General features: G+C 50.4%; 20 protein-coding genes. 17 read left to right on the top strand and 3 right to left on the bottom strand.

The window, feature by feature from the left end; genetic code table 11:
• Positions 1 to 30: 30 nt before the first annotated feature.
• Complete coding sequence (locus tag ACTHRH_RS20635; RefSeq protein ID WP_440417452.1) at positions 31 to 1,707, bottom strand: hypothetical protein; 1,677 nt, start codon at positions 1,705 to 1,707, stop codon at positions 31 to 33.
• A gap of 429 nt (positions 1,708 to 2,136) precedes the next feature.
• Here ACTHRH_RS20635 and ACTHRH_RS20630 point away from each other — a divergent pair, with 429 nt between their 5' ends.
• The 11 genes from ACTHRH_RS20630 (at position 2,137) to ACTHRH_RS20580 (ending at position 14,782) form a co-directional block, all read left to right on the top strand.
• Positions 2,137 to 3,333: a ParM/StbA family protein gene (locus tag ACTHRH_RS20630; RefSeq protein WP_144934944.1), complete on the top strand. Its 1,197-nt coding sequence runs from the start codon at positions 2,137 to 2,139 to the stop codon at positions 3,331 to 3,333.
• A 57-nt stretch (positions 3,334 to 3,390) separates the two neighbouring features.
• On the top strand, positions 3,391 to 3,924 hold the full coding sequence (locus tag ACTHRH_RS20625; RefSeq protein WP_260982037.1) for a hypothetical protein: 534 nt from the start codon (positions 3,391 to 3,393) through the stop codon (positions 3,922 to 3,924).
• A 984-nt stretch (positions 3,925 to 4,908) separates the two neighbouring features.
• Positions 4,909 to 5,916 (top strand): alpha/beta hydrolase, encoded by a 1,008-nt coding sequence (locus tag ACTHRH_RS20620; RefSeq protein ID WP_144934947.1) that lies wholly within the window; start codon positions 4,909 to 4,911, stop codon positions 5,914 to 5,916.
• 227 nt (positions 5,917 to 6,143) lie between these two features.
• Positions 6,144 to 6,488, top strand: coding sequence for an EamA family transporter (locus ACTHRH_RS20615; protein ID WP_144934950.1), 345 nt, complete (start codon positions 6,144 to 6,146; stop codon positions 6,486 to 6,488).
• A 157-nt stretch (positions 6,489 to 6,645) separates the two neighbouring features.
• Positions 6,646 to 7,338: a response regulator transcription factor gene (locus tag ACTHRH_RS20610; RefSeq protein WP_379286166.1), complete on the top strand. Its 693-nt coding sequence runs from the start codon at positions 6,646 to 6,648 to the stop codon at positions 7,336 to 7,338.
• A 31-nt stretch (positions 7,339 to 7,369) separates the two neighbouring features.
• Positions 7,370 to 8,446 (top strand): sensor histidine kinase, encoded by a 1,077-nt coding sequence (locus ACTHRH_RS20605; RefSeq protein WP_144934956.1) that lies wholly within the window; start codon positions 7,370 to 7,372, stop codon positions 8,444 to 8,446.
• 485 nt (positions 8,447 to 8,931) lie between these two features.
• Positions 8,932 to 10,146: an ArnT family glycosyltransferase gene (locus tag ACTHRH_RS20600; RefSeq protein ID WP_440417448.1), complete on the top strand. Its 1,215-nt coding sequence runs from the start codon at positions 8,932 to 8,934 to the stop codon at positions 10,144 to 10,146.
• 15 nt (positions 10,147 to 10,161) lie between these two features.
• Entirely contained in the window at positions 10,162 to 10,893 is a 732-nt protein-coding gene (locus tag ACTHRH_RS20595; RefSeq protein ID WP_222126706.1) for a glycosyltransferase family 2 protein, read from the top strand.
• The gene (locus ACTHRH_RS20590) at positions 10,890 to 11,273 is read left to right on the top strand and encodes a DUF2304 domain-containing protein (RefSeq protein WP_144939349.1); all 384 of its coding nucleotides are present in this window, start codon (positions 10,890 to 10,892) and stop codon (positions 11,271 to 11,273) included. Before ACTHRH_RS20595 ends, ACTHRH_RS20590 begins: the two co-directional genes overlap by 4 nt.
• A 78-nt stretch (positions 11,274 to 11,351) precedes the next feature.
• Positions 11,352 to 13,289, top strand: coding sequence for an FAD-dependent oxidoreductase (locus ACTHRH_RS20585; protein ID WP_440417445.1), 1,938 nt, complete (start codon positions 11,352 to 11,354; stop codon positions 13,287 to 13,289).
• 125 nt (positions 13,290 to 13,414) lie between these two features.
• Positions 13,415 to 14,782 (top strand): ABC transporter substrate-binding protein, encoded by a 1,368-nt coding sequence (locus ACTHRH_RS20580; RefSeq protein WP_440417443.1) that lies wholly within the window; start codon positions 13,415 to 13,417, stop codon positions 14,780 to 14,782.
• 65 nt (positions 14,783 to 14,847) lie between these two features.
• On the opposite strand, the gene ACTHRH_RS20575 is transcribed toward ACTHRH_RS20580, so the two are convergent.
• Positions 14,848 to 15,522: a DUF2642 domain-containing protein gene (locus ACTHRH_RS20575; RefSeq protein ID WP_440417441.1), complete on the bottom strand. Its 675-nt coding sequence runs from the start codon at positions 15,520 to 15,522 to the stop codon at positions 14,848 to 14,850.
• Positions 15,523 to 15,862: 340 nt separating this feature from the next.
• Here ACTHRH_RS20575 and ACTHRH_RS20570 point away from each other — a divergent pair, with 340 nt between their 5' ends.
• Complete coding sequence (locus tag ACTHRH_RS20570) at positions 15,863 to 16,036, top strand: hypothetical protein (RefSeq protein ID WP_186328416.1); 174 nt, start codon at positions 15,863 to 15,865, stop codon at positions 16,034 to 16,036.
• A gap of 232 nt (positions 16,037 to 16,268) precedes the next feature.
• The gene (locus tag ACTHRH_RS20565; protein WP_144939357.1) at positions 16,269 to 16,706 is read left to right on the top strand and encodes a hypothetical protein; all 438 of its coding nucleotides are present in this window, start codon (positions 16,269 to 16,271) and stop codon (positions 16,704 to 16,706) included.
• 64 nt (positions 16,707 to 16,770) lie between these two features.
• Here ACTHRH_RS20565 and ACTHRH_RS20560 read toward each other — a convergent pair whose 3' ends face one another.
• Positions 16,771 to 17,826 carry a CotH kinase family protein gene (locus ACTHRH_RS20560; protein WP_379286151.1) on the bottom strand — a complete coding sequence of 352 codons (1,056 nt, stop codon included), beginning with the start codon at positions 17,824 to 17,826 and terminating at the stop codon, positions 16,771 to 16,773.
• 356 nt (positions 17,827 to 18,182) lie between these two features.
• Here ACTHRH_RS20560 and ACTHRH_RS20555 point away from each other — a divergent pair, with 356 nt between their 5' ends.
• The 4 genes from ACTHRH_RS20555 (at position 18,183) to ACTHRH_RS20540 (ending at position 23,932) form a co-directional block, all read left to right on the top strand.
• On the top strand, positions 18,183 to 18,881 hold the full coding sequence (locus ACTHRH_RS20555; RefSeq protein WP_440417439.1) for a hypothetical protein: 699 nt from the start codon (positions 18,183 to 18,185) through the stop codon (positions 18,879 to 18,881).
• Positions 18,882 to 19,036: 155 nt separating this feature from the next.
• Positions 19,037 to 19,864, top strand: a complete 828-nt coding sequence (locus ACTHRH_RS20550) for an aldo/keto reductase (protein WP_144939363.1) — start codon at positions 19,037 to 19,039, stop codon at positions 19,862 to 19,864.
• 442 nt (positions 19,865 to 20,306) lie between these two features.
• Positions 20,307 to 20,771: a MarR family winged helix-turn-helix transcriptional regulator gene (locus ACTHRH_RS20545; protein ID WP_144939365.1), complete on the top strand. Its 465-nt coding sequence runs from the start codon at positions 20,307 to 20,309 to the stop codon at positions 20,769 to 20,771.
• Positions 20,771 to 23,932 carry an MMPL family transporter gene (locus ACTHRH_RS20540; protein ID WP_440417463.1) on the top strand — a complete coding sequence of 1,054 codons (3,162 nt, stop codon included), beginning with the start codon at positions 20,771 to 20,773 and terminating at the stop codon, positions 23,930 to 23,932. Before ACTHRH_RS20545 ends, ACTHRH_RS20540 begins: the two co-directional genes overlap by 1 nt.
• Positions 23,933 to 24,041 lie beyond the last annotated feature (109 nt).

The raw sequence follows: 24,041 nt of genomic DNA, 5'->3' as shown, positions 1-24,041 counted from the left end.
TGACCTTCTCCAGCTTTAATGGGTTATTTCCTAGGAAGAGCAAGTGACTGCCATTCGTGCGATCGGCTCGAACCGATCGAAGGACAAATCGCTGCTGTTGATTTTGCGCTCCGGGGTACCGCCACCGGCCGGAACATTCAGCAGAAGCTCTGTTCCCTGGAAGGTGCGGTAAGAGACCGAGCAGCCCTGCTCCCCGCGGCCGGCAAACTGCGGGCGCCGGGCGGCGAGCCGTTCCGCCCATTGCTCCAGGGTAGTGATCTCCTGGGCCGCGGCTTCTTCCCGGCTTGCGACTTCCACAACAACGCCGTTGTCGGACCCGGAGCACGTCAGGGCGAGCTTGTCCGAGCCGATCGTGGCAGTAGCGGGACGGGCCAGGAAAACGGCGAAGTAAACATCGTCCACCGATCCGAACCAATCGTTGCCGCGGGTGGTCCACTCGCCTAAAGGCAGGGCGCCGACGATCGTTCCGTCTTCTCCGGCCGGAACCGGGTATAGTGCGGCTGCAGTCTGGCGGTGAAGCAGGATTTCGCCGAAATCGCTCGCATGCCGCAGATCGCCCGGCTTATAATGCTTGCCGGGATGGAAGAAGTAGAGCTGATTGGCGGAGGCATCCTTGCGGATCGGCAAAGAAACGGCCCAGCGGATCTGTTCGTTGTCGAATTCCTCGACTCTTTCGTAGACGCCGCCGACAGCGAACTGCTCTGTCCGATAGATGGACTGATGCAGAGGCTGATCGTTGGCCGTATGGGGATGCGGAGGAACGGTGAAGTTCCATTCCGACGTCTCCCCGCTGCGGGCCGCCGCTGCAATCTCCGCGGGCACCTCATAATCGAACAAGGCGAAGCCTTCGAGACGATAGATGGCGGATGGGAGGGAGAAATCGCCGAATTGTATGTAATCGGCAATATAATTTCGGTCCGCCGGAGCATCGTTAGCCAAGGAACGGGAGCGGGGACCGATCCATGCCCCTTGCAGGTAGCATTTGGCCCGGTAGGTCCACAGCCATTCCAGGACGCGGGCGGCAGTTTGCCGGATTTGCGAATCCTCGGTGATTTCCCATGTGCATGTGAAAGCCTGGACCCAATGCCAGAACCAGGGCAGACAGCCGTACTCCTGAAATCCCCGGCTGGTCAGCCTATGGAGAATAGCCAGCAGATTCCGATGTCCGTCTTCTGCTAATTCGGAATCTCCGAGGCCGGCTCCCAGCGTAACTTTCATGTTAAACAGCTTGGCTTCATGGTGATGGAAGGCCTGCTGAGGAACGTCGTATATTTTGCTGCGGTGAAGATGGGTCAGGCTGGTCTTCAACTCATCCTTCAAGGCATCGCTTAGATAGGCCTGAAACTTCACATAATACAGGCTTAATATGTTTCCGACAAGCTCCGCCGGCAAGGGATGCGCCGGGGCTGACTGGGGATCATTCCCTAAATTCAGCGGCCAATGTCCGTACCGCTCGGCTTCCGGATCGCGCTGCTGCAGCCTTAATACCCGAAGCAGCATATTTTCCGCTGTATCTTTGGCCGTTTGGCGGTCTGCGGCAAGAGGGATGTCCTCCCTGCAGGCAGCCAGATGCAGATGCAGAGCGTAGAACAGGTTGTCGCGAATATCTTTATGAAACCAGAATCCGGATGGCAGAACGGGCAGTGTTAAGGCGGTTTCCGCGGCAAGACGGAGAATCTCCGTTCGTCTTGACGGTATGGTGGTCATCGTGCAGCTCCCCCTTCGTTATCGTATACTACAAGAATTGTAGGCTCCCGCCCCGAAAATGTCCAGTTTGGGAGACAGAATTCGCAAGTTCGAGGGGCGCCGCAAGGCGAACGGACGCGAAAGATGCAACATTCTGACCGCTGCTGTATAATGGTGACTGAAAAACGCCTCTTTCGGTATTACCAAATAGTACAAATTGACTGAAATGAGGATGACGGCAGGAAATTCGATACGGAAATCGAATATTTATGGTACGCCGCTTTGTCCAGTCACCAGAGTTCAGATGATTATGTTAATGGTCGTAATGTCGAAATGAACAGTTAACGGGTCCCCGAGGGACAGTGTTGGTGGAAGCACTCTATACATTCATAAAACTGCGATTCGCCCGAAAGGCGGATCGGTAAGAAGAGAAGAGGAGGAGCAGCAAACATGCAATTTCATTTTTTCGTAGGAAATGACAACGGGAACAGCGAGCATGATATTATCGTCGACGGGAAACTGATTCAGCAGCCCAACGTAAACTGCACCGTAGATCGGCTGCCGTGGAGTGAGGAGCAGGCTCCGGAAAGCTTTATCAAGAATCTTCAGGATCAACTGATCGTAACGATCGATTCCCCATCCGCCCGTCCGGGAATGTATTACATAGGCAAATTCGCTCTGGAGAGCGGCGAATTGATCGAGAATATGCAGGTAGGACTCGACCGCAAGAGCGATGTCGATCTTCCGCTGGTGAATACTCTGGGACAGATTGCTGCCGTAGCCGTACAGAGGGCTTACGAGGAAGAGAAGAAGATCGTCGAAAATCTGGAAGTGCAGGTAGACATGGCGACGGCGCTGCCGATTACGCAGCATACGGACGAAAGCTCCTCCAAGTTTGAGAAAAGGTTTACGAACGGTCCGCATCATGTCACGGTTCATCTGGGCAAGCAGCGGGTGGCGGTCAAGCTTGTCTTCGTCTATGCGAAAGCTATTCCGGAAGCGACTCCGGTAACGTTCGCGCTTCAGAAGGATACGGAAGGCAACTGGCGTGAAGGCGACATTTTCAAAGAATTTGTTGAAACCTACGGATTGGACAAGAAGTTCAACGGCTCTTATTTCAAGGATAAGAGAATTCTCCATATCGATATCGGAGACGGATCGACCGAGTACCCGATAACAGAAGGCAATAAATTTCTGCGTCAATTTATTCATGGAAGCAACCATGGAGCGGGTTATGCCATCGAAGAGGCGTTGGACGAGTTCAACCGGCTAATCCATCTTCCGGACAGTCCCCGCCAATTCTTCAGCGATGTGATCAAAAATCCGAGACACAAGTATCATGCCCGCGCGATGAAGACGCTGAAGAGACCGCTGGAAGGGCAATCCCGCCACATTATCCAGAATATCCGCAAGCAGCTTACGAAGGCGAGGAACGAAATAGATATCATCTGTGTCTATGGCGGAGGCAGCATTCTTATGCGCTCCATTCTCTATCCCATGCTGAAGGAGCTGTGTGACGAGCGGGAAATTCAGCTTCTGTATATTCCCGCACAGTATGCCGTGACCATGAATGCCCAGGGACTGGATGCATTCGTCCGCGGCAAAATCTACGATGCCTTAAAGAGTAAAGCGAAAAAAGCCGTCTAATCCCATGCGGAGGCTCTGCACTGCATGATGTATGGCGCTCCAAAGGGGTGATCATCTATGAAGAAGCTGAAGAAGCCCGGCGACAATATCAGCTTGAAGACGAAGAAGAACGAGGCGCCCGCGATTATCGACTGGATAAACAGCCAGACGAATCTGATGGATTCAATCCGTTATTTGATAGAGAACGAGATCAGAGAGAACGGGGTCCGCAATCTGCAAAATTATATTCCCGCCGAGAGGGCGTTAGGCGTTATTCCGGCGCCCTCTGCGATGGCCGTTTCCATGGGGGCTCTCCATCCCGGTGCCAGCATGGAGACAGCCGCGGCGGCGGAGACGGTGTATCCGCCTGTCGGGCAGGCGGTAGAGGAGGCGATGCCGGTCGAAGCGGAGCACGACGGGGCGCCTTCCGGAGAATCGCCCTCAGGGGAATCGTTAGGGGGCAAGCGGACTCCGGAGGAGATCGCTTCCGAACCGGCCGATGCATCGGCGGTTCCGCCTCAGGTTGATGTCGATCCGGCTGCGAGCGGAGAAAACGCGGAAGTGCCGATCGATGACGAAATCGATGAGGAGGATATTGAATCCTGGCTGTAGGCGTGTGATGATGCCAAGTAATGACCGGGATTACTTGATATTTCTGCTAGGCTGTGTATAGGCAGCTTATAGCTTCAGATCGAGATCGCTTGGGTATATACAGCGGCTGCTGTCGGAGATCGTCCGGCAGCGGCTGTTTTTTTGATTGGTAAAGATGATTTAACTGTATTTTATGTAGGTAAATTCAAGCGAAGGGTGGAAAGTGATTAAAGTAAATGGAAAAACTACATTTAGAATCAAGGTTTTTTGCTGAAATCGCCTTTTTTGTACAAACTAACTGCAGTTTTTCCACTTAGTTTCCGCCTTTTCGCTCCAGAGGAGCCAACTAACTGTATGAAATCCAGTTAGAGCACCATTCCGCTTGCGCGGCACCATCAGATTGTGAAAATGGGTGGATTTTCAAGGTAGTTTCCGTCTTTCCCTCCAGAAGAGCAAACTAACTGTATGAAATCCAGTTAGACGCACCATTCCGCTTGCACGGCGCCGGCAGAAAATGAAAACAGACGAATTTTCAAGGTAGACGTCCCTTCCGGAAAAGATGTCACCGGTACCTTCAAGCGGTACCGTCAGGCGGGCCGCAAAGTGATGTTCTTGTCAAGTCATCCTCCGGATACGGAAGATACGGGCTGTTCCCTGGACAAAACCGGAGTAGGACAAAATACTTAGACTAAAGATTAGATTTTAATGGGTTAATTAGTAATATATGGTACAGTTTCCGCATATAATCTTATCTCATTTACATGGCACATACCTCTATTAAACCAAGATGAACTATAGGTTTATGGACGAGATTCCCTTAAATCCCTGCCCATGCGGGCTGTCTTATTCCATCAGTGTCCGTTTGTGTTTGTTACGTCCCTGTAATATAAGCTTAATAATCATGTAATCCAAAAGTACTATTTGTCGAAAATATTAAATAGTATAATGAAATAAATTCATTATTCGCATAATTTTTCATCATGTCATACTACGGGAGGCGACAACATGAACTCGACACCGGTTATTTCATCAACACCCCTGTTTCCTGAAAGCGCTACCAGTCCGACGGTTTCGTCTAATCGGTCTAATCGCTTTAATCGGTTTAAGTGGCTATATTTGAGCCTGTCATTGATTGGTATAGTCATTGTTAGTGCAGTACTTGGTTTCTACGCTTATATTGCATGGGTTCTGGCCAGACCGGTTATCCCTCCGCTACAGTCAAATCCCCTGCAGGCCGTCGGCTTGCCTTATGAGGAAGTTCAATTCCCCAGTGCCAATGAATCGCGGATAGTCGATGGCTGGTTTATTCCGGGCTCCTCCGCGACCACCGTCATTTTGTCCCATGGGTACGGAACGAACCGGGAAGAGCCTTGGGTTCCAAGCTACGAATTGGCGGCCGAAATCAATCGGCACCAATATAATGTGCTGATGTTTGACTATGGGTTTGTCCACCCGGACCGGCCATTTACCGGAGGGATCGTTGAGACTCAGGAGCTTCTCGGAGCGGTTAACTATGTGAAACAAAGGGGGGCCGAGCACGTTTTTATATGGGGCTTCTCCATGGGAGCCGGTACAGCCCTTCAAGCGGCTCTTAATACCGACTTGATTGATGGAATGATATTGGACAGCACCTTTATTCTGGACCCGGAAACGATGTTTTTCAATATCAAGCAGCAGGCCAGCCTGCTTCCCCGTTTCCCATCCATTGCCTTGGTCAGCATGTTTCTTCCCGTGTTTAATGGACATAGCTTCAAGGAAGTGCCCTATCGGACGGTGAATCAGACGTCCTATCCCATACCGATCTTATTGGTTCATAGCGAACAGGACGATAAGGCCCCTTATGAAACGATCACCCGGTTTTATGAGAATCAGAAGGATGAGCCCAGGACCAAGCTCTGGCTGCTGCCGGATGCCCCTCACGAGATGATTTTCCGCACCCATCCTGAGGAATATTTGCGCAGAACGTTTCAATTTCTCGAGGAAATTATACGGCCGGACAGCCTGACGGTATGATTCCATGAGCGAATATTGCCGGAACGGAAGGTTACGGGCGATTCCGGGTGTAATATAGGCACATAATTTAACAATCGGATGACCAAGAGGGCTGACTTTAATAGGCGGCCTTTTTGGCGTTGGACAATTATATTAACAGTCTCCCTTAAGAATATTTTAAGGGATTCCTTGCAGCTAGAGTGCTATATTAAGTGAGATTTCACAGATTATTGAAACGGGTGATTCGCATGAAAAATCTCACGAGCTACGGGATATTGCTAGGCAACATTGTCCTGCTAGTCCTGGGCCAAACCTTATTCAAGCTTGGACTTCAAAAAGCGGGCGGGCTGATCTGGACCAAATTAGCGACCTCGTTCTACATCTACGGAGGATTGGCGCTTTACGGCACGGCAACGGTGTTATGGTTTGTCGTGCTGTCACGATTACCTTTAAGCGTTGCTTATCCGCTTCAGAGTATAGCCTATGTCCTCGCGCTGCTTGTGGCCGGTCCGGTTTTCGGAGAAACGATCACGATTACGCGCTGGGTGGGGATCGCCATTATTCTGGTTGGAGTCTATATCGTTTCCAGATAATGGGTATCCGAGTTTTTCAAAATTGGCCTCCGATTCGATTTCCAGCTATCTCCTTAAGAATATTTTAAGAGATATCGTATAATGGGAATGCTATATTAGTGGGAGAATCCGCCTGACGCCTAGACGGATCAATGATCGGAACTGAGGAGGGTTTAGTATGTTCGGAGGGACGATTCTTCTTGTGGATGACGAGAAGGAAATTATTGACCTCTTGGAGATATATTTGAAAAATGAAGGATACCGCCTGTTGAAGGCCAGCGACGGGGCAGAGGCTCTGGAGCTATTAAATACGAATGATGTCGATTTGATTATTCTGGATGTCATGATGCCGAACATGGACGGGATTCAAGCTTGTATGAAAATCCGGGAAGAGAAGCATATGCCCATCATAATGCTGTCTGCCAAAGGCCGGGAAATCGATAAAATTACCGGACTGAGCATAGGGGCGGACGATTATGTGACCAAGCCTTTCAGTCCTCTGGAGATACTGGCCAGGGTCAAGTCGCAGCTCCGCCGGTACAGGCAGCTCAACGTGTCGCCGTCCAAGAACGATAACGAAATGATTATCGATGATTTAGTCATCAATATTGCCACGCATAAGGTGACCGTGGACCAGAATGAAGTGAGATTAACCCCCAGAGAATTTTCCATTCTGGAGGTGCTGGCCAGAAACCGGGGAATCGTATTGAGCATGGAGCAAATTTATGAGGAAGTGTGGAACGAGCCCTTTTTTGAGGCCAATAATACGCTGATGGTTCATATTCGCAAAATTCGCGAGAAAATTGAGAAGGACCCGAGCAAACCGCAGTACATCAAGACGGTTTGGGGGATAGGTTACACCATCGAATAGCGGAAGAGGGGAGGGACCGGAGGCGATCCAGATGAGAAATAAATTCATCCGCACCGTTCGCTGGAAGTTTATATTTGTATTCATCCTCAGCGTGGCATTCTCGGCCATAACTGTTTTCTTATGCTATCAACTGGCCCTCCTGCTGATTCATAACTCCACGGTTAGGTGGGTGGTGCACAATATTGGCTCTATCCCCGTTATGGTAGTCTGCGGCGGGATTCTCTTCCTGTTCTTCTTCTTCCTCCTAAGCCAGAGAATTATCCGTTATCTGGAGGAAATTACTCAAGGATTGCAAGAGATAGCCAAGGGAAATTTATCTTACGAGATTGTCGCCAAATCATCGGATGAATTGGGGATGGTCGCGGAAACCATCAACACTATGACCAAGCAGCTGAAGAAATCGATTGAAGAGGAGAGGTTGGCCGAGAAGACGAAGAATGAGTTGATTACGGGGGTTTCCCATGATCTGCGCACGCCGCTTACCTCGATTCTCGGTTATCTGGAATTGATTGAGAATGACCGCTACAAGGATGAAGTCGAATTTCGTTATTACACCAATATTGCGTATGATAAAGCATTAAGATTGAAAAAGCTGATCGACGACTTGTTTGAATATACGTCCATTCATGACAAAGGGCCGCAGCTTGAGACCCAGGTCATAAATCTTAACGGGTTGTTAAAACAGCTCGCGGAAGAATTCAATCCGCTCCTGACCAAGGCGGGGATGACCTACCGCATGATGGCGAGCAGCGAGAAGCTGTCTGTCCAGGCGGACGGCAATCAGTTGGTGCGGGCCTTCGAGAATCTGATATCGAATGCCATTCGTTATGGCCGGGACGGGAAATATGTCGATATCCGGCTCAGTATGGACGGGGAAGAAGCCGTCGTACAAATCATTAATTACGGGAAACCCATTCCCGAGAAGGACCTCCCCCGTATATTCGACAGGTTCTACCGGGCTGAGAAGTCCAGATCCTCCCGGTCCGGAGGCTCCGGCTTGGGGTTGGCCATTACCAAAAGCATTGTAGAGATGAACGGCGGCAAAATAACGGTTGAAAGCAGCCGGGCACAAACGGTGTTCGAAACCAGATTTCCGCTTATCTCCTAACACCCTCTTTATTCATATAACTATTGTCGACAGAAAAGCCGTCCGGGCAGCCGGGCGGCTTTATTTTTACAGGAATAGAAAATGTGGAAGGAAATAGACGATATCGGGCCTATCCTGCAAAGCATGGGTATCGTCTTACGGAACTGAGAGACGTTATTGGGCGACAAAGGGCCGAGTTCGAATTCTTACGGAACTGAGAGACGTTATTGCCTTCAAATTGCGAGGATTTTGCCTCTGATTTCTCAAATAGAGGTGCTGAGTTCCGCTACATTTTAGTGAAGACGCCGGATCAAAGAAATAAGGCTGCTGAGTTCCGTTACGGTGAGGGATGGAGCCTCGAAGGGATATTCGAATCATTTTCGGGTGCCATCAATTATTAATTTTTGTTAAGGATTACTTAAGCGCCCGATAAGAGGGAGCAAACGAGTCATTAATAAGTAGCTTGTATACTAATGCCATCAAGTCTTCCTGTAGGAGATGAATCCATGAACCGATCCAAAATCATTCTGATGGCGTTAATAGCCATTCTTCTGCTGGCTGCTTATTTGCGGGTTGACTTCCTGCGGTCGGTCGCGCATGAAATGCCCCATGACTCTATCAACTATGATCTCATGGTCCGGCTGCTTCTGGAGCAAGGAGTCTACGCTTATAACGATACCAGCCCGAATGCTCAGGTAACACCGGGGTATCCCCTATTCATGGCGGCGATCTACTGGCTGGCCGTCTACCAATTGAACGATCCGCTGCCCTGGATCCGGATGGCCCAGGTTGTGCTCAGCCTGTTGTCCGTATGGCTGATGTACAGTATCGCCCGCCAGTTATCCAATGCGGCAGGCGGTCTGGCCGCAGCATTCCTGGCCGCCATCTATCCGCCCTTCGTATGGGCGAACGGAGCCATCCTTACGGAAGTTCTCGGTATCTTCCTGCTGCTTTCACACATATGGGCCCAGATCCGGGTATTTCGCACTCCAACGGTGTCAATGGCTCTGGCCTCGGGTATCCTGTTGGGTCTGACGGTTCTGGTCCGGCCGGAATATCTGCCCCTGATTGCCGTTAATTACTTATTCTACTGGCTCTGGAAGAAGAATACGAGAGAGGTTCTGAAGCTGTTTGCTTTATCCTTAATCGGCCTGGTGCTTGTCCTTATGCCCTGGTGGATACGCAATGCGGTGACGCTGGACGAATGGGTGATTACCGCCACCCAAGCCAATCCGTTCAAAGCCGGAACCTACCCGTACAAAAACTATGATGACGGACTGGTGGATGAAGCCGGAAAAACCGAGATGGAAGTGGCCTGGGAAAGGTTGAAGACCGGATTTTCGACCCAACCGTGGCTGTTCGTTAAATGGTACACCGCCGGCAAGCTGCAGTACCTCTATGAGCATGTTTATTACGGCGGAGGCCACGAGCCTTTCTACAATGTCATTCCCGGGGTCCATCCGGATCGGGTTCATCATGCCCTGCTTTTTCCGGGAGTGCTGGCTGCGGTTGCCATTCTCCTCCGCTGGAGGCAGATGCCGACTCTGCTGGTCGTTATCATAGCGGCGATGACGCTGATTCGGCTCGGTTTTGTACCGGAATACCGGTATAACGTCATGACGATGCCTCTGATTATTATGATCGACTGCATTGTCGGCGTGAAGGCTTGGCAATGGCTGTCTGCCAGGCGGAGGCTTCAAGTGTCCAAAATCGAAGGATAAAGGATGGGATGCTCCATGTCATTCTCTTCTCTTAATTTGAAAGTGCTGATTATTGTGCCGGCCTACAACGAAGCGAAACAAATCAAAGCCGTCATAGAAGATATCCGGGTCCATGCCCCATACGCGGATATTGTCGTAGTTAACGACGGCTCCGGGGACGACACTTTGCAGCAGGCTCTGCTTACCGGAGCAGCCGTCTTGAATCTGCCCTATAACCTGGGCATAGGAGGCGCTGTTCAGACGGGGTATTTGCACGCTATGAATGGAGGCTACGATATAGCCGTGCAAATCGACGGCGATGGTCAGCATGATCCGGCGGACTTACGTCAATTGTTGAGCGACCTGGTCAACAGCGGGGCGGATATGGTGATCGGTTCCCGTTTTCTGGACAAGGCAGGGTATCAATCGACCTGGTTGAGGAAGATCGGTATTCGCCTCCTCTCGACTCTTGTCTCCAGGCTAACCGGACATCAGGCAACGGATACCACGTCGGGATTTCGCGTATGCGGGAGAAGGGCGATCTCCCTGTTTGCGCAATTATATCCGACGGATTATCCCGAGGTGGAGTCCCTCATCCTGTTGAACAATCACGGGCTCCGGTTTATTGAAACCCCGGTTACGATGCGCCGCCGGGCATTTGGAAAATCGAGCATCACAGCGCTCAAGTCGATGTACTACATGATTAAAGTAACGCTGGCAATCTTCCTTTCGCATTCGTGGAAGGCCGGGCGGGAGCAGCCATCATGACCGCTTATATCTTCTATCTTTGTTTCGGACTGAGCTTCGCTTTCCTGATCGCCATCCTTCGGCTGGTCCGGTTAAAAAAGCTGAAGGAGCAGTATTCCTTCTTATGGCTGGCATTAAGCGGCGTCATGATGGTCCTCTCCCTGTTTCCGTACGGGCTGGACTGGCTGGCTGTCCGGCTTAACGTTTCGTACCCTCCTTCGCTGCTGTATGTGTTGGCCGTTCTCGGGATATTGTTCATCTTGCTGCATTTAACCGTAGCGGTATCCCGCTTAACCGAACGGACGACCAGGCTGGCCCAGTCGGCGGCGCTCTATGAGGAGAGGCTGCGACAATTGGAAGAAGGCCGGGTTCAGGATCAGAATATACATTCTGGCCGTTGACGAACAAATAGAGAAGACATCACGTCAGGCACACGACGCGTTTAGTTGTTTAAACTTACAGAAAATAAGAGGTGCACTATGTCTAAGAAACGATTATTTACAGTTGCCGCTGCCCTAGTTGTTCTTCTGGGAGCATGTGCGGGTTGGTTTTATTTTAAAGGAAAAGCAGAAATTCCGGCTCCGGCAGCCGGGCCGGCGGGCAGGGAGCTCAAGCAGGTGGTTTCGGTGGAACAGCTTCAGGATAAGTATGACGTCATCGTCGTCGGCACCGACCCGGAAGGAATCAGTGCGGCCGTTTCAGCCGCGCGCAACGGTGCTAAGACTTTGCTGATCGAAAATCGGCAGCGTGAAATACTGGGAGGCCTGATGACGGTCGGATGGCTGAACAGTATCGACATGAATTGGGACCGGACCAGCAAGCCCTTGCCCGGTCAGGAGCAGGATTATTTTAACAAAGGGATTTTTAGAGAATGGTACAAAAAAACAGAAGGCCATTCCTTTGATGTGACGACTGCGGCCAACGCCTTCTACGATTTGGTGAGCAAGGAGAGCAATATCGATCTCTACATGTCTGCACAAGACGTCAAGCCGATCGTTTCCGAAGGAAGCGCGAAGGCCGTGGAGGGAATTACGGTGACGAAAGCGGACGGATCGACACAGGACATTCTGGCGAAGTCGGTCATCGATGCGACGCAGGATGCGGACATTGCCGCGGCTGCCGGGGTGGAGTTCACGATGGGCCGCGAGGATATAGGGGACCCGAATTCGCGGATGGCGGTGACGGCTATTTTCCGCCTGAAGAATATGGATGACAAAGCCTGGAAGCTGATTGCCGATCGCTTGAACGGTGACGGAGACAGCAATACCGGCGTCAGCAAAATGTCCGCATGGGGATATGGGAAGGAAATGAGCGGCTATCTGCCGCTGGATAACGAACGGACCAAAATGCGCGGTCTGAACATAGGCCGGCAGCGGGACGGTACGATTTTGATCAACGCGCTGCACATCTTCAACATTGACGGGCTGGATCCGGAATCTCGCGAGGAAGGATTGGAATTGGCGAAACAGGAAATTCCGAATGTGGTCGAATACCTCAAGCAGTACAAAGAATTTGAGAATGCGGAACTGGATGCCATTGCCCCGGAGCTGTACGTTCGCGAGACAAGACATATGGTCGGATTATACCGGCTCAGTATTATTGATTTATTGGAAAACCGCGACCAATGGGATCGCATAGCCTTCGGTTCTTATCCGGCGGATATTCAGCGGACCTCGCCTTCGGATGACGGCGCCATTGTTGTACATCCGATGAAGTATGCCGTCCCGTTCCGCAGCATTGTTCCGCAGGATATCGACGGATTGCTGGTGGTCGGGCGGTCCGCCAGCTATGACACTCTGGCCCATGGGAGTGCGAGAGTCATCCCGACCGGAATGGCCGAAGGCCAGGCGGCCGGAGCTGCAGCGAAATTAGCGGAGGAGCACGGCGTCACCTTCCGTGAGATGGCCGCATCCAAACCGCTGATTGAAGTGCTCCAGAAGCGGCTGAATGAACAAGGAATGGAGCTGGAGCCTTATACCTTGGAGCCTCAGCCATACATGAAGCATAAGAATTATGCCGGACTTAAAGCTGCTGTTTATATGGGATTGGCTTATGGTTCTTACGGCAACCAAGCGTTCGATCTGGATCGGGCCTCCAATGCCCAGCGCATGGTTAATCAGATGAATGGGGCCAGACGGATGTTCCCCAAGCAGTTGCCGGGTGACCCTTATACGGCCTTGAAGGGTGTGGAGGAGCCTGCCAAGAAGCCTCTTAGTCTGCAGCAGGCGTGCTTGACGATAGCCGAAGCCGCCGGATTGGAAACCACCCGGGAACAGGCCGTCAATGATTTGTTGAACAAGTCAATCATTACGCAGGCCACAGTGGATCTTGTCGCCGATCCGGAGCAGCTAACGGATGGGGAAGCCTTCATGCTGCTTAAAGATACGATAGAAAGCCTGACCGATGTACAGTTGTGATCAGCGCAATGAACGCGGCCCGGATGGGAGAATGAGAGAGAATTAAGATAATATTAAGCAGATTAACTGGGACATTATGTTATTATTACTTGTATATGGTATTTTCTTTGGGAGGAGTGAGAAATTTGAGGCGGTGGGTGAGAGGCGGATGGCTTGTTCTATTATCCGCAATCCTATTGTCAGGCTGTACATTGGGAGGCGGGAAGCAAACCGAAGAGTGGGGGGAAGAAGAATCGGCTACCATCAAAGTGATGTACTATGATGAGCAATCTTTCTTCCAGACCTACGGCAACCTGTTCTATGCGAAATATCCGAATATCAACCTAGAGGTCGTTTCCACACAAGAGATATATAAGCCGGATACCGATTACAGAGAGGAATTCAGAAAATTTATTGAAGAGAAGCAGCCCGATATTCTTATGCTGTCAGCCGATGAATATGAGAAGTACGCAGCCGAAGGATATTTAACCGACCTGGATAGCTTGATTAAACAAAGCAATTTTGATCTGGACGGCATTCTGCCGGGCGTTATTGACTATCTAAAGTCTAGAGGTGACGGGAAGCTGTATGGAATGTCCCCGACCTTCAACGGACAAGCCTTGTTCTACAACAAGAATTTGTTCCAACAAGTAGGAGTTCCCTTGCCGCGGGACCAGATGAGCTGGCAGGAAGTGTTCGATCTGGCCGGGCGTTTTCCGGGAACCAATGAGGATGGTCAGAAAATTTACGGGTTGAGCCTGGGGAATTACACGACTCCGGATTACGCAATAAGAATGGTTGGCGAAACGATGAGGCAGACCTATGTTAATCCCGACAGTATGGCCGTAACCGTAAATACGGATAGCTGGAGGCAAATCTTCCGAATGGTGCTTGATGCCTATCAATCGGGGGCTTTGCATCAGGAAGAGATGGAATCCGGTCCGCGATCATTCTATACGATGGAAGACTATTTTAAGGAGCAGGTGTTTATTGGCGGCCGGGCTGCCATGTCGGTGGACTATTTCTATGCGCTTGGAAATCTTCAGCGTGCGAAAGATGTGATGCAGGACAAGATGCCGGATTGGGGCATCGTGACGGTCCCTGTAGATCCAAGCAACCCTGATTCAAGCAGTTTCTTCTCGCTTAATCAAATTTTTGCCATCAATGCTAAAACATCGAACCCCCGTGCAGCATGGGAATTTATTAAATACCTTAGCGGAGATGAGTATGCGCGGGTCATATCCAGATCGCTGGGTAATAATGGCCTGCCGGTCCGGACCGAATATATTAAAGATCCGGAGGACCGGAATATCCAGGCTTTCTACAAGCTGAAGCCGGAGGAGACTTCCTTGTACAGCAACTATGATAAGCTGCCGGCAGCCTTCCTATCCTCCCTGAACCAAATGATACGTGAGGAATTGGAGTTGGTAATGAGGAACGAGAAGAGCGTGGATGAAGCCATGAACGATATTCAAGAGAAAGGTCAGGCGGAACTGAATCAAGCCAAAGAGTAAGGTAGTTTTATCACGAAGAAAACCGGCCTCTCCAGTAATGGATGGGGCCGGTTTTCTTTTTTTCGTTAAGGCAGATGGATAGTTTTGATATGGTCCATATGAAGAACTACGGTTTCCCCTTTGGCCGTGACCAGATCCAATGTCGGGGCATCCACCGACCGAAGCAGTCCGATCTTGCTGGGATTCTCCCCGAGATCCAGAACCACGAATTCCCCCTCCAGCTTCTTCAATTGCTGGTCGAAAGTACGGGATAATGTCAGGCTTGCCGGCTTAACCGGAAAACGTTCGTGATGAAGGGAGTAAGGGGTGGAACCGGTCGTATAAGGAATCAAGTATTTGACGTGGTGCAAGGGAATGTAAATTGTATGAAACACCGGAGAATAGAAGACGAAGTAGTCATTCATAATGCTGGTCAGGTAACCGTGGATGGATTGGCTCCCGGTAATATAGAGCTCAGAGAAAACACCCTTGGCGTTCATCAGTATTTTACGGTAAGAAATGGTTTCGGCTTGTTTGTCAAAAGGGGCTTCCCCTGGAACAGGGATCATGTCCTCTCCCGTAAGCAAAACCTGCCGGATAGTCTTAAGATGCAGAAGGGGAATATATAGAAATTGCAATGAACGGTTATGAATGACGAGGATATCATCTCCCAAATCCACCAGGGTCCCCTGGATTGGGCTGTGTCTTCCCGAGATTTCCAGCTCAACCGTTTGACCGACAAGAGAACGAAGGTGACCCATCAAGTAACAACCTCCTTCCGAATATCACTAGTGTTTATTTCTACTACAAGTATATGTATCTCATAGAGTAGAAGGACTGGATGTCCAACTATTCTTTCTATAAAATCCGCTTCGATCCATAGAAGTGGTAGATGCGCTGAAAGAGGCGGACACGTTAGTAGATAGAAGTGGATTTTCTCTATCATCGGGCGTAACGCTCAAGCAAGGGATAAATCCTATACATAAACATGGAGTATGATTAACCTCTAATGATATGTGGAAGGCGGTAGATAGAGAAGAAGAACCGATGTCCCCTGATTTTAAGACAGCCAGGGATTAAGGAGCAAAGGGGGAAAATAAGTTGATTCTATTAATAATAATTACGGCGGCAGGGGTTTCAATCTATTATTTATTGAAGCCATCCGGAGTCGCGGAATGGCAAGCGGAGCCTTACCCGCCGCCTTCTCAACCCGAGTCATTCTATTTGGAAACACCCGTCATAGCTGCACACCCGCAGCCTGCATACGAGAAGTAGATTCGAGCGATAGCGGCCATCCCATTGATTCCATGCAAGCTATCGTTTGATTAATCTACATTATTAAACCGTAGGGGGAGTATGTCTATGTCCAAAATTTGCTGGGGAAGCAAGAAAAAAGCAAGTGGCAAGAACCGAAAGAAAAAGCACTGGGGCTGTTCATGTGGCAAAAGAAAAAGCAGCGTAGAACGAACCGGCTCAAGTTTGACATGGGGTGGAAAACGCCGAAGCAGTGACTGCTGTAAGCGATGCGATTCTTGCCGCAAGCGGGGAGAAAGAAGTCAGGGCAGCGGAGGCTGCGGAAGCTGTCAGCGCAGCGTTCAACGCAGTGATCACCGCAGCAGCCGAAGCTGTCATCGGAAAGATCACCGGAGTGATCACCGCGATCACCGCAGCGGCCGAAGCTGTCATCGGGACGATCACCGGAGCGATCACCGCGATCACCGCAGCGGACATCGGGACGATCACCGGAGTGGGCGCCGCGGACACCGCAGCAAACATCGGGACGATCACCGGAGCGGTCACCGCGGACACCGCAGCAAACATCGGGACGATCACCGGAGCGGTCACCGCGGACACCGCAGCAGACATCGGGACGATCACCGGAGTGGGCATCACGGACACCACAGCAGTCATTAGCAATACGGCTAATGGAAGACGGAAGGGTTAGGCGTTGTCCTAACCCTTCTTTTTCGTCATGCTGCCAAGCTTAAGCAGGCGACGGGTATTCTTCGCTATAGCTTGGTCAATTCACTCGCCACCAACCGCCTTCTTTCTACAATATAGTTGCGAATAAAGTCGGGTTCCCCCTGAAAAGTGGAATAGGACCATTTTCGTTCATAATCCCTGTAAATATAGGGGGAAATGTTGGAGTGGAGCTGATCAACTACTGGCATAATTCGTTTTGTAGTAAAGGTATTGCGCCATATATTTTCAAGAATCTTTTTATAGCGTTTACGCACTTTGGAATATTCCAACAGCTTCTTGGTCAGATGGTTATACCCGGTTATTCTAACCAGATTGCTGCCGCATGGCTTTCCGTAACAATTTCTTCCCCAGGTTCCTTCGTAGTCCCAGGGAACGATGCGATAGACCTTGCGCACCCTATGGCGATATAAGGCGTAATTGTGATCGAAGCCGTCATAATTTCCGGTATATACGGCCCCAGCCAGCCATTTCAAGTAATTGTCTATATCCAGATTACCTGACAGGAAGGAGTATAACTTCTTGCCGCTTAATGAATTCAGTCTGGCAATGAAGGTTTGCAGCTGCCGGCGGCTCTTGTCGCCCCCCATCACTAATTCGTAACCGTCAAACAATGAATCTTTCCTGCGTTTGGTTTCCGGATCGTTTAAATGAAAGTTCGCGTTATCATTTATGGCATAGAAGATCGATTGTATAGGAATCTTCCTTCTATTAAAGAAAGACCGGTCCACGGCTTCAATTTCCAAATAAACTCCCAAGCTTCGTTCGTTCATATAAAGCCGAATATGCCTGGTTTGCGGACTGGGGACCCCGATCCATTGGAAGAACTGGAAGGAAAGAGCATTGCGGATCATGGAAGGATCATCATACTCGGCATTCCAGTGATAGGTTTGTTTGTCCTTTACTATTTCAAACGATCTTTTGGGATATTCCCGGGTATGCCCTCCACGATATCTTATTTTTATCGGTTCCCGGGTGCCATTGTTAACGATATAGGCATCCACAAACTTTTTGCTCCATACGTCTTCCTGAAGCTGATCCAATTGATGGCCTCGAATGACTACATGTCGAATAGGCAAACTCATGAACATATCCACCTTCCACATGTTAAACAGATGCCCTTATGCATAGGCAATTACCTTACCTTATGCAGGCGTTCCCCCAGTGGTCACGGCATTTGTCCCGGTTCTGCCATCCGTGAAATCTCTCAACCCTTCCATTAGTTGATAGATATTGGTGGAATTATAGAGAATCGGGATTTACAACTAGTCCCTTCAATCTACGGGGTACATATACTTGAAGTAGAAATAAACATTAATGATAGTTGAAAGGGGGGATCGACCGGGGTTGTTGCTAAAGTTTTATCTCGAGTCGTTTCGTTTGGAGATTGAGAGAGAAGATGCTCTTGCGCTTCAAATCAAAGGGAGAGGAGTTATGATTTATGAGTAACGAATCCAATTATCTCGCGTCGTTAATAGGCAAGGAAGTAAAAATTAACCGTGGAGGACCGGATACGGTCTTGGGTAAGCTCTTGGCGGTTCAATCCGACTACTTGATTCTGCACTGCAGCGACGGAGCCGTATATGTTCAAAACAGTCATGTCAAAAGCATAACGGAAAATAGGGAAAACAAGAGCTCCACTTACGACGAGGCCCCCCGGTATCATGAAGGGGACAGCTTCCATGACATTCTGGAAAATTTAAAGCACCGCTTCGTACAAATTAACGGAGGCGGTCCGGAGAAGCTGGAAGGCTTCATCGTTGACGTAACCTCCACCCATCTGCTTCTAGTCGTAAAACAAGAAGTGATTCGTGTTCCGATCTTCCATATTCGCAGCATTTGTGTGAAAGAGAAGAATAAGAGTCAAGGAAGCTCGAGTGGCGGCAATAGGAGCGGGGGTAACAAAAGCGGACAAAGAAGCGGTCATAGGAGCGGAAATAGAAGCGGCAGCAAAAGCGGCCATAGGAGCGGACAGAACGTAAGTCACGGACGCGGTCATAGAAGCGGTCAAAAAAGCACCCGGGGAAGCGGCCATAGACGGGATGATTCCCGTGGAAGCCGTGTTAGAAGCAGAGTTGGAAGCCGCGTTAGAAGCAGAGTACAACGGAGACAAAGCGGCTTGCGGAGAAAAGCCTGGTAATTATCTAAGGATAGCCAACGGCCGGGGCCGGTTCGGAAAGAGCCGGCTTCGGTCTTTTATACATAATTTGCTCCGATTTGGTGTGATTTAACAAAACGTGATATGATTATTATGTAGACAAATGAAGGACAAGTATCGATTAGGAGGGAAAGGTAATGGTCAATCGTTTGGCGGAAAGTACGGAATTAAGCAATGGAGTTAAGATGCCTTGGCTGGGACTTGGAGTTTGGAGAGTCGAGGAGGGCCAAGTAGTGGAGAATGCTGTCCGGTCCGCTCTTAAGATAGGTTACCGGAGCATCGATACGGCCGCCATTTATGGCAACGAGCAGGGAGTGGGCAAAGCAGTCGCGGAATCCGGCATCTCCCGGGAAGAACTATTCATTACGACTAAAGTGTGGAATGAAGATCAAGGATATGATAAGACCCTGAAGGCTTTTGAAGAGAGCCGCAGGAAGCTCGGCTTGGAATATGTAGATTTGTATTTAATTCACTGGCCGGGCAAGGACAAGTACAAGGACACCTGGAAGGCGCTGGAGAAGCTTTATAAAGAAGGTCTCGTCCGGGCGATAGGCGTAAGTAATTTCCACATCCATCATTTGGATAATCTGTTGGCGGATGCGGAAGTGGTGCCGATGGTGAATCAGGTGGAAACTCACCCGCTGCTATCGCAGAAAGAGCTTCTGCAATATTGTAAGGAGCATCGGATTCAGATGGAGGCCTGGAGCCCGCTAATGCAGGGCAACCTCGATCATCCGGTATTGAAGGAGATCGCCGCGGCCCACGGGAAGTCGCCGGCTCAGATTGTGCTGCGTTGGGATCTGCAGAATGGAGTTGTCGTTATTCCGAAATCCATTAATGAGCACAGGATTAAGGAGAACTCGGAAATTTTCGACTTCGAGCTGTCTGCTGAGGAAATGGAGAAAATCGACGGCATGAATGAGAACAAAAGATTCGGCAGCAATCCGGATGAATTTTTGTTCTAAGACAAGGTGTGAACTCGCCTAAGCACGGTTGAACATCAGGGCAGCATTATTCGGTTGATTCGGATTCCGCCTTCTAGGGCGGGTTATAATATCGGGGCGGAGCTGCCCTGGGTTATACATATTTCTACAACCCGGTCTTGGACCGGGTTTTTTGTCGTGCTTAAGCTTACGAACCCTAGTGAAAATTGACCCGGAGGTTCGATACTCGCGAAGTATAAGGGGTATAATGCTGCACTAATAAAAACCGTTGGTAAAGACGATTTAGCTTAAAATTATCAGGCCGTTTAGAAAATCAGCCACGGAACTGGAACTTGTGGATTCACAAGGAAATGGTTTGACTTTGCACGGTGAAAGTTGGTATAGTTTATAACGTCTAATAGTTCAATGATAGAACTATTCACTGATAGAACTAAATAGTCTGCAAGGGGAGGGGGGATCGGTCTTGAGCAAGGAGCAGAAGCTGAAGGAGTGGATTCAGCGGTATGAAGAGGCTCATTTTGTCGTCAATAAGCGGATCAGTCTCATCATTCGGGATAGTATTGAGGATGGCCAGACGATTGAGCAGCACGCTATCCTATGTTACCTTCACGGTTCGAAGCTCTGTACTCCTACGGAGCTGGCCGATGTTTTCGGGGTAGGCAAGAGTGCGATTACGGCCATTGTTACCCGGTTGGAGGATAAAGGGCTGATTGAGCGTGTTCGGGATGATAAGGACCGGAGAATGGTCTACTTGTCGTTGACCGCGGAAGGGGAACGGGTTCGCCGGTTGGCTGTTAGCAAGATAGAGAAGCAAATCGGCTCGTATCTGCAGTATTTCAGTGAGGAAGAAATTGAAACCTTTATTCATTGTTACGAGATGCTGGCCGATCTTATGCAGAATAACGGAGAAGGGGGAGAGGCCCAATGATAAGAGGAATCCTAAAGGCAAGATGGTTTATTCTGGCTGTCTGGATAGCCGCGGTGGCAGTCTTGTTCGTAACGGCGCCCAATATGGCCGATCTGGTTCGGGAGAAGGGACAGATAACGGTTCCGGACGGATATTCTTCCTCGCTTGCGGACGATATTCTGAAGGAGGTCGACAAGCAGGGAAGCGGAAATGAGGTTGGCGATACGGTCCTTGTATTTCATAACAAGGACGGGTTGACCGCCGACAACCTTACGGAAATCGAGAGAGCCGTGCAGATGCTCGACAGCAGGAAAGAGCAGCTGGCGCTTACTTCCGTGACGAGCCATTTCGAACAGAAGGAATTGGAGGAGCAGCTTGTATCCGGGGATGGAAAGACGATCATGGTGCTGCTCGGAGGAGATTGGGAGGGACGTTCGACTGCGGAGGTCAGCGATTCCCTCTACAGAGCTCTTGAAGATGTGCAGGTAGAGCATTATTTGACAAGCAGTCATTTTATCGATGAAGATGTGGTGGCCAGCTCCGAGGCAGGCTTGAAGCGAACCGAAGTGATCACGGTCATCTTTATTCTGGTGATCTTGTTTATCGTATTCCGCTCGGCCGTTGCGCCGTTCGTTCCACTGCTGGCCGTAGGCATAAGCTATCTGGCGGCGCAATCGATCGTCGCCTTCCTGGTAGACGGGGTGAACTTCCCGCTATCCAATTTTACTCAAATCTTCATGGTTGCCGTTATGTTCGGTATCGGGACCGATTACTGTATCCTGCTGATAAGCCGGTTTAAGGAAGAGCTGGTCAAGCAGCCGGATGACGTATGGTCCGCCATAGTCGAAACCTATCGGACGGCGGGCAAGACTGTATTTTTCTCCGGTCTTGCCGTTATGGTCGGATTTGCCTCCATCGGGTTCTCGACCTTCATTCTATATCAATCCGCGGCTGCGGTGGCGGTCGGAGTAGGTGTACTGCTGATCGCTCTGCTTACCTTGGTTCCTTTCTTTATGGCGGTGCTCGGCAGCAAGCTGTTCTGGCCGTCTAAGGGAACTCTCGAGCATAAACCGAGCCGGATGTGGGAGGCGGCCGGACGCTTTTCCTGGAAACGCCCGCTGATGACCTTATTGCTTATGGCAGTGCTGGTCGTTCCGCTGTTATTGTCCTATGACGGTGTTAAATCCTACAACTCGCTCGATGAAATCGGCGATGATTATAACTCGGTCAAAGCGTTCAACATTATCGCCGACAGCTTCGGCCCCGGTCAGTCGATGCCGGCCAAGATCGTGCTGAAGAATGACCGGCCGATGGATACTTCGGAAGCATTGGCGGCCATGGAGAAGATCAGCCGGGAGATCGAGAAGGTAGAGGGCGTAGAGTCCATTCGCAGCGCGACACGGCCTGTCGGAGAGGAATTGAAGGATCTCCTGGTCACCGAGCAGGTGAAGAAGCTGGATGAGGGCCTGGGAGAAGGCACGGACGGATTGAGTCAAATCCGTGAAGGCCTGGCAACAGCCAGCGCCGAGCTAAGCAAATCGGGACCTGAGCTTTCCAAAGCAGCAGAAGGAGTCGGCAGTCTGGTGCAAGGCACCGATCAGCTTAAATTCGGCATGACGGAGCTAAATCAAGGGTTGAAGCAAATCGAGCAAGGGATCCGTCAAGGCTCATCCGGTGCGAATGATTTGAAGCAAGGATTGGAGCAGGCCAAGCAGTCTGCGGAGCAGCTTGCCGCGGGAGGCCGGGAACTGCTCGACGGCTACAAGCAGATCGAGAGCGGCATCACTGTGTTCGCCGGGAAATACGGGGAGATCGAGAAGGGTCTGAGTGGAATAAGCGAAGGGCTTGGAGGAATGGAACACAGTGTTCAGAACTTGGCGGAACGCTATCCGGACCTGAAGCAGGATCAGGATTTTATAGCCATTCAGGCAGCGGTGTCCCAAGTGCGCCAAAGCATCGGGCCGCTGGCCGAAGGCTTGACACAGCTTAATGCGGAGTTGGCCAAAGTCGGAGCTTCGCTGGAACAAGCGAACCTCGGCCTGGCACAATCCGTGGAAGGGCAAACCTTGTTAGCAGGGGGCCTGGACAAATTAGTATCCGGCATCGAGCAGCTGCGGACCGGCATGGACCAGGCGGCGGACGGCCAAGGACAGATTGTGGCCAAAGTGCCCGGAGTGATTCAGGGGCTGGAGCAAATTGCCGCCGGCCAGAAGGAGATCCAGCAAGGTTTCGCCCAACTGGATGATCAGCTTGCTCAGCTTACCGAAGGGCTGGACCAAAGCGTGGAAGGCCTGTCCGAGCTGTCCAGCGGACTGGAATCCGCCCAGCAATATTTGAACGGACTGGCGGACTCCTCCGATGAAACGATGGCGGGATGGCATATTCCGGCGGAAGTGCTGGAGAACGAAGATTTCAAACAGGTATTCGACACTTACATGTCTCCCGACCGCAGAGTAGCTACCCTGGATGTCGTATTTACAGGCAATCCTTACAGTACGGAGACCATTGCCAAGATCGATGAAATCAAAGCGGCCGTGGACAGAGCAGTCAAGGGCACGGTATTGGCCGATTCTACCTACGGTATCAGCGGTGTGACCGGAATGTACGCCGACCTGAACGAAATTTCGGCGGCGGATTATTCCAGAACCGTAGTGCTGATGCTTATTGGAATAGCGATTATTCTGATTCTGCTGCTCAGATCGATTATTATGCCGCTCTATCTGATCTTGTCGCTTATTCTGACTTACTTCACATCCGTCGCGGTAGCTGAAGTGGTGTTCGTCGATATTATGGGCTATGCGGGAATCAGTTGGCCTGTGCCATTCTTCGCCTTTGTGATTCTGGTCGCATTGGGCGTCGATTACAGTATATTCCTGATGGACCGCTTCAACGAGTACAAACATTTGCCGGTCAAAGAAGCCATGCTCCATTCAATGAAAAATATGGGGACGGTCATTGTTTCGGCAGCGATAATTTTGGGAGGAACATTCGCGGCGATGCTGCCATCCGGCGTTCTGTCGCTTCTGCAGATCGCCACGATAGCCATTACCGGGCTCTTCCTGTATGCTTTTGCCTTCATGCCATTCTTTGTCCCGGTGATGATCAGGACGTTCGGCTCCGCCAACTGGTGGCCATTCGCCCCCAAAGACAAAGAAAGCCTGGGCAAGGATCTGTCCATGTAATACAAGGATAAACGGCTATCGCCGTCCTTGGGACAGGCGCGTTTACCGATGAAATATGAGAACAAGTATAAGGCGAAACTTATACTTTCTTATATTTGAACAAAAACGA

The sequence above is a fragment of the Paenibacillus sp. SAFN-117 genome, assembly GCF_051966115.1.
Taxonomy (GTDB): Bacteria; Bacillota; Bacilli; order Paenibacillales; family NBRC-103111; genus Paenibacillus_L; species Paenibacillus_L residui.
Note: the sequence above shows the minus strand (reverse complement) of the source record. Positions and strands in the feature narration are given on the sequence as shown.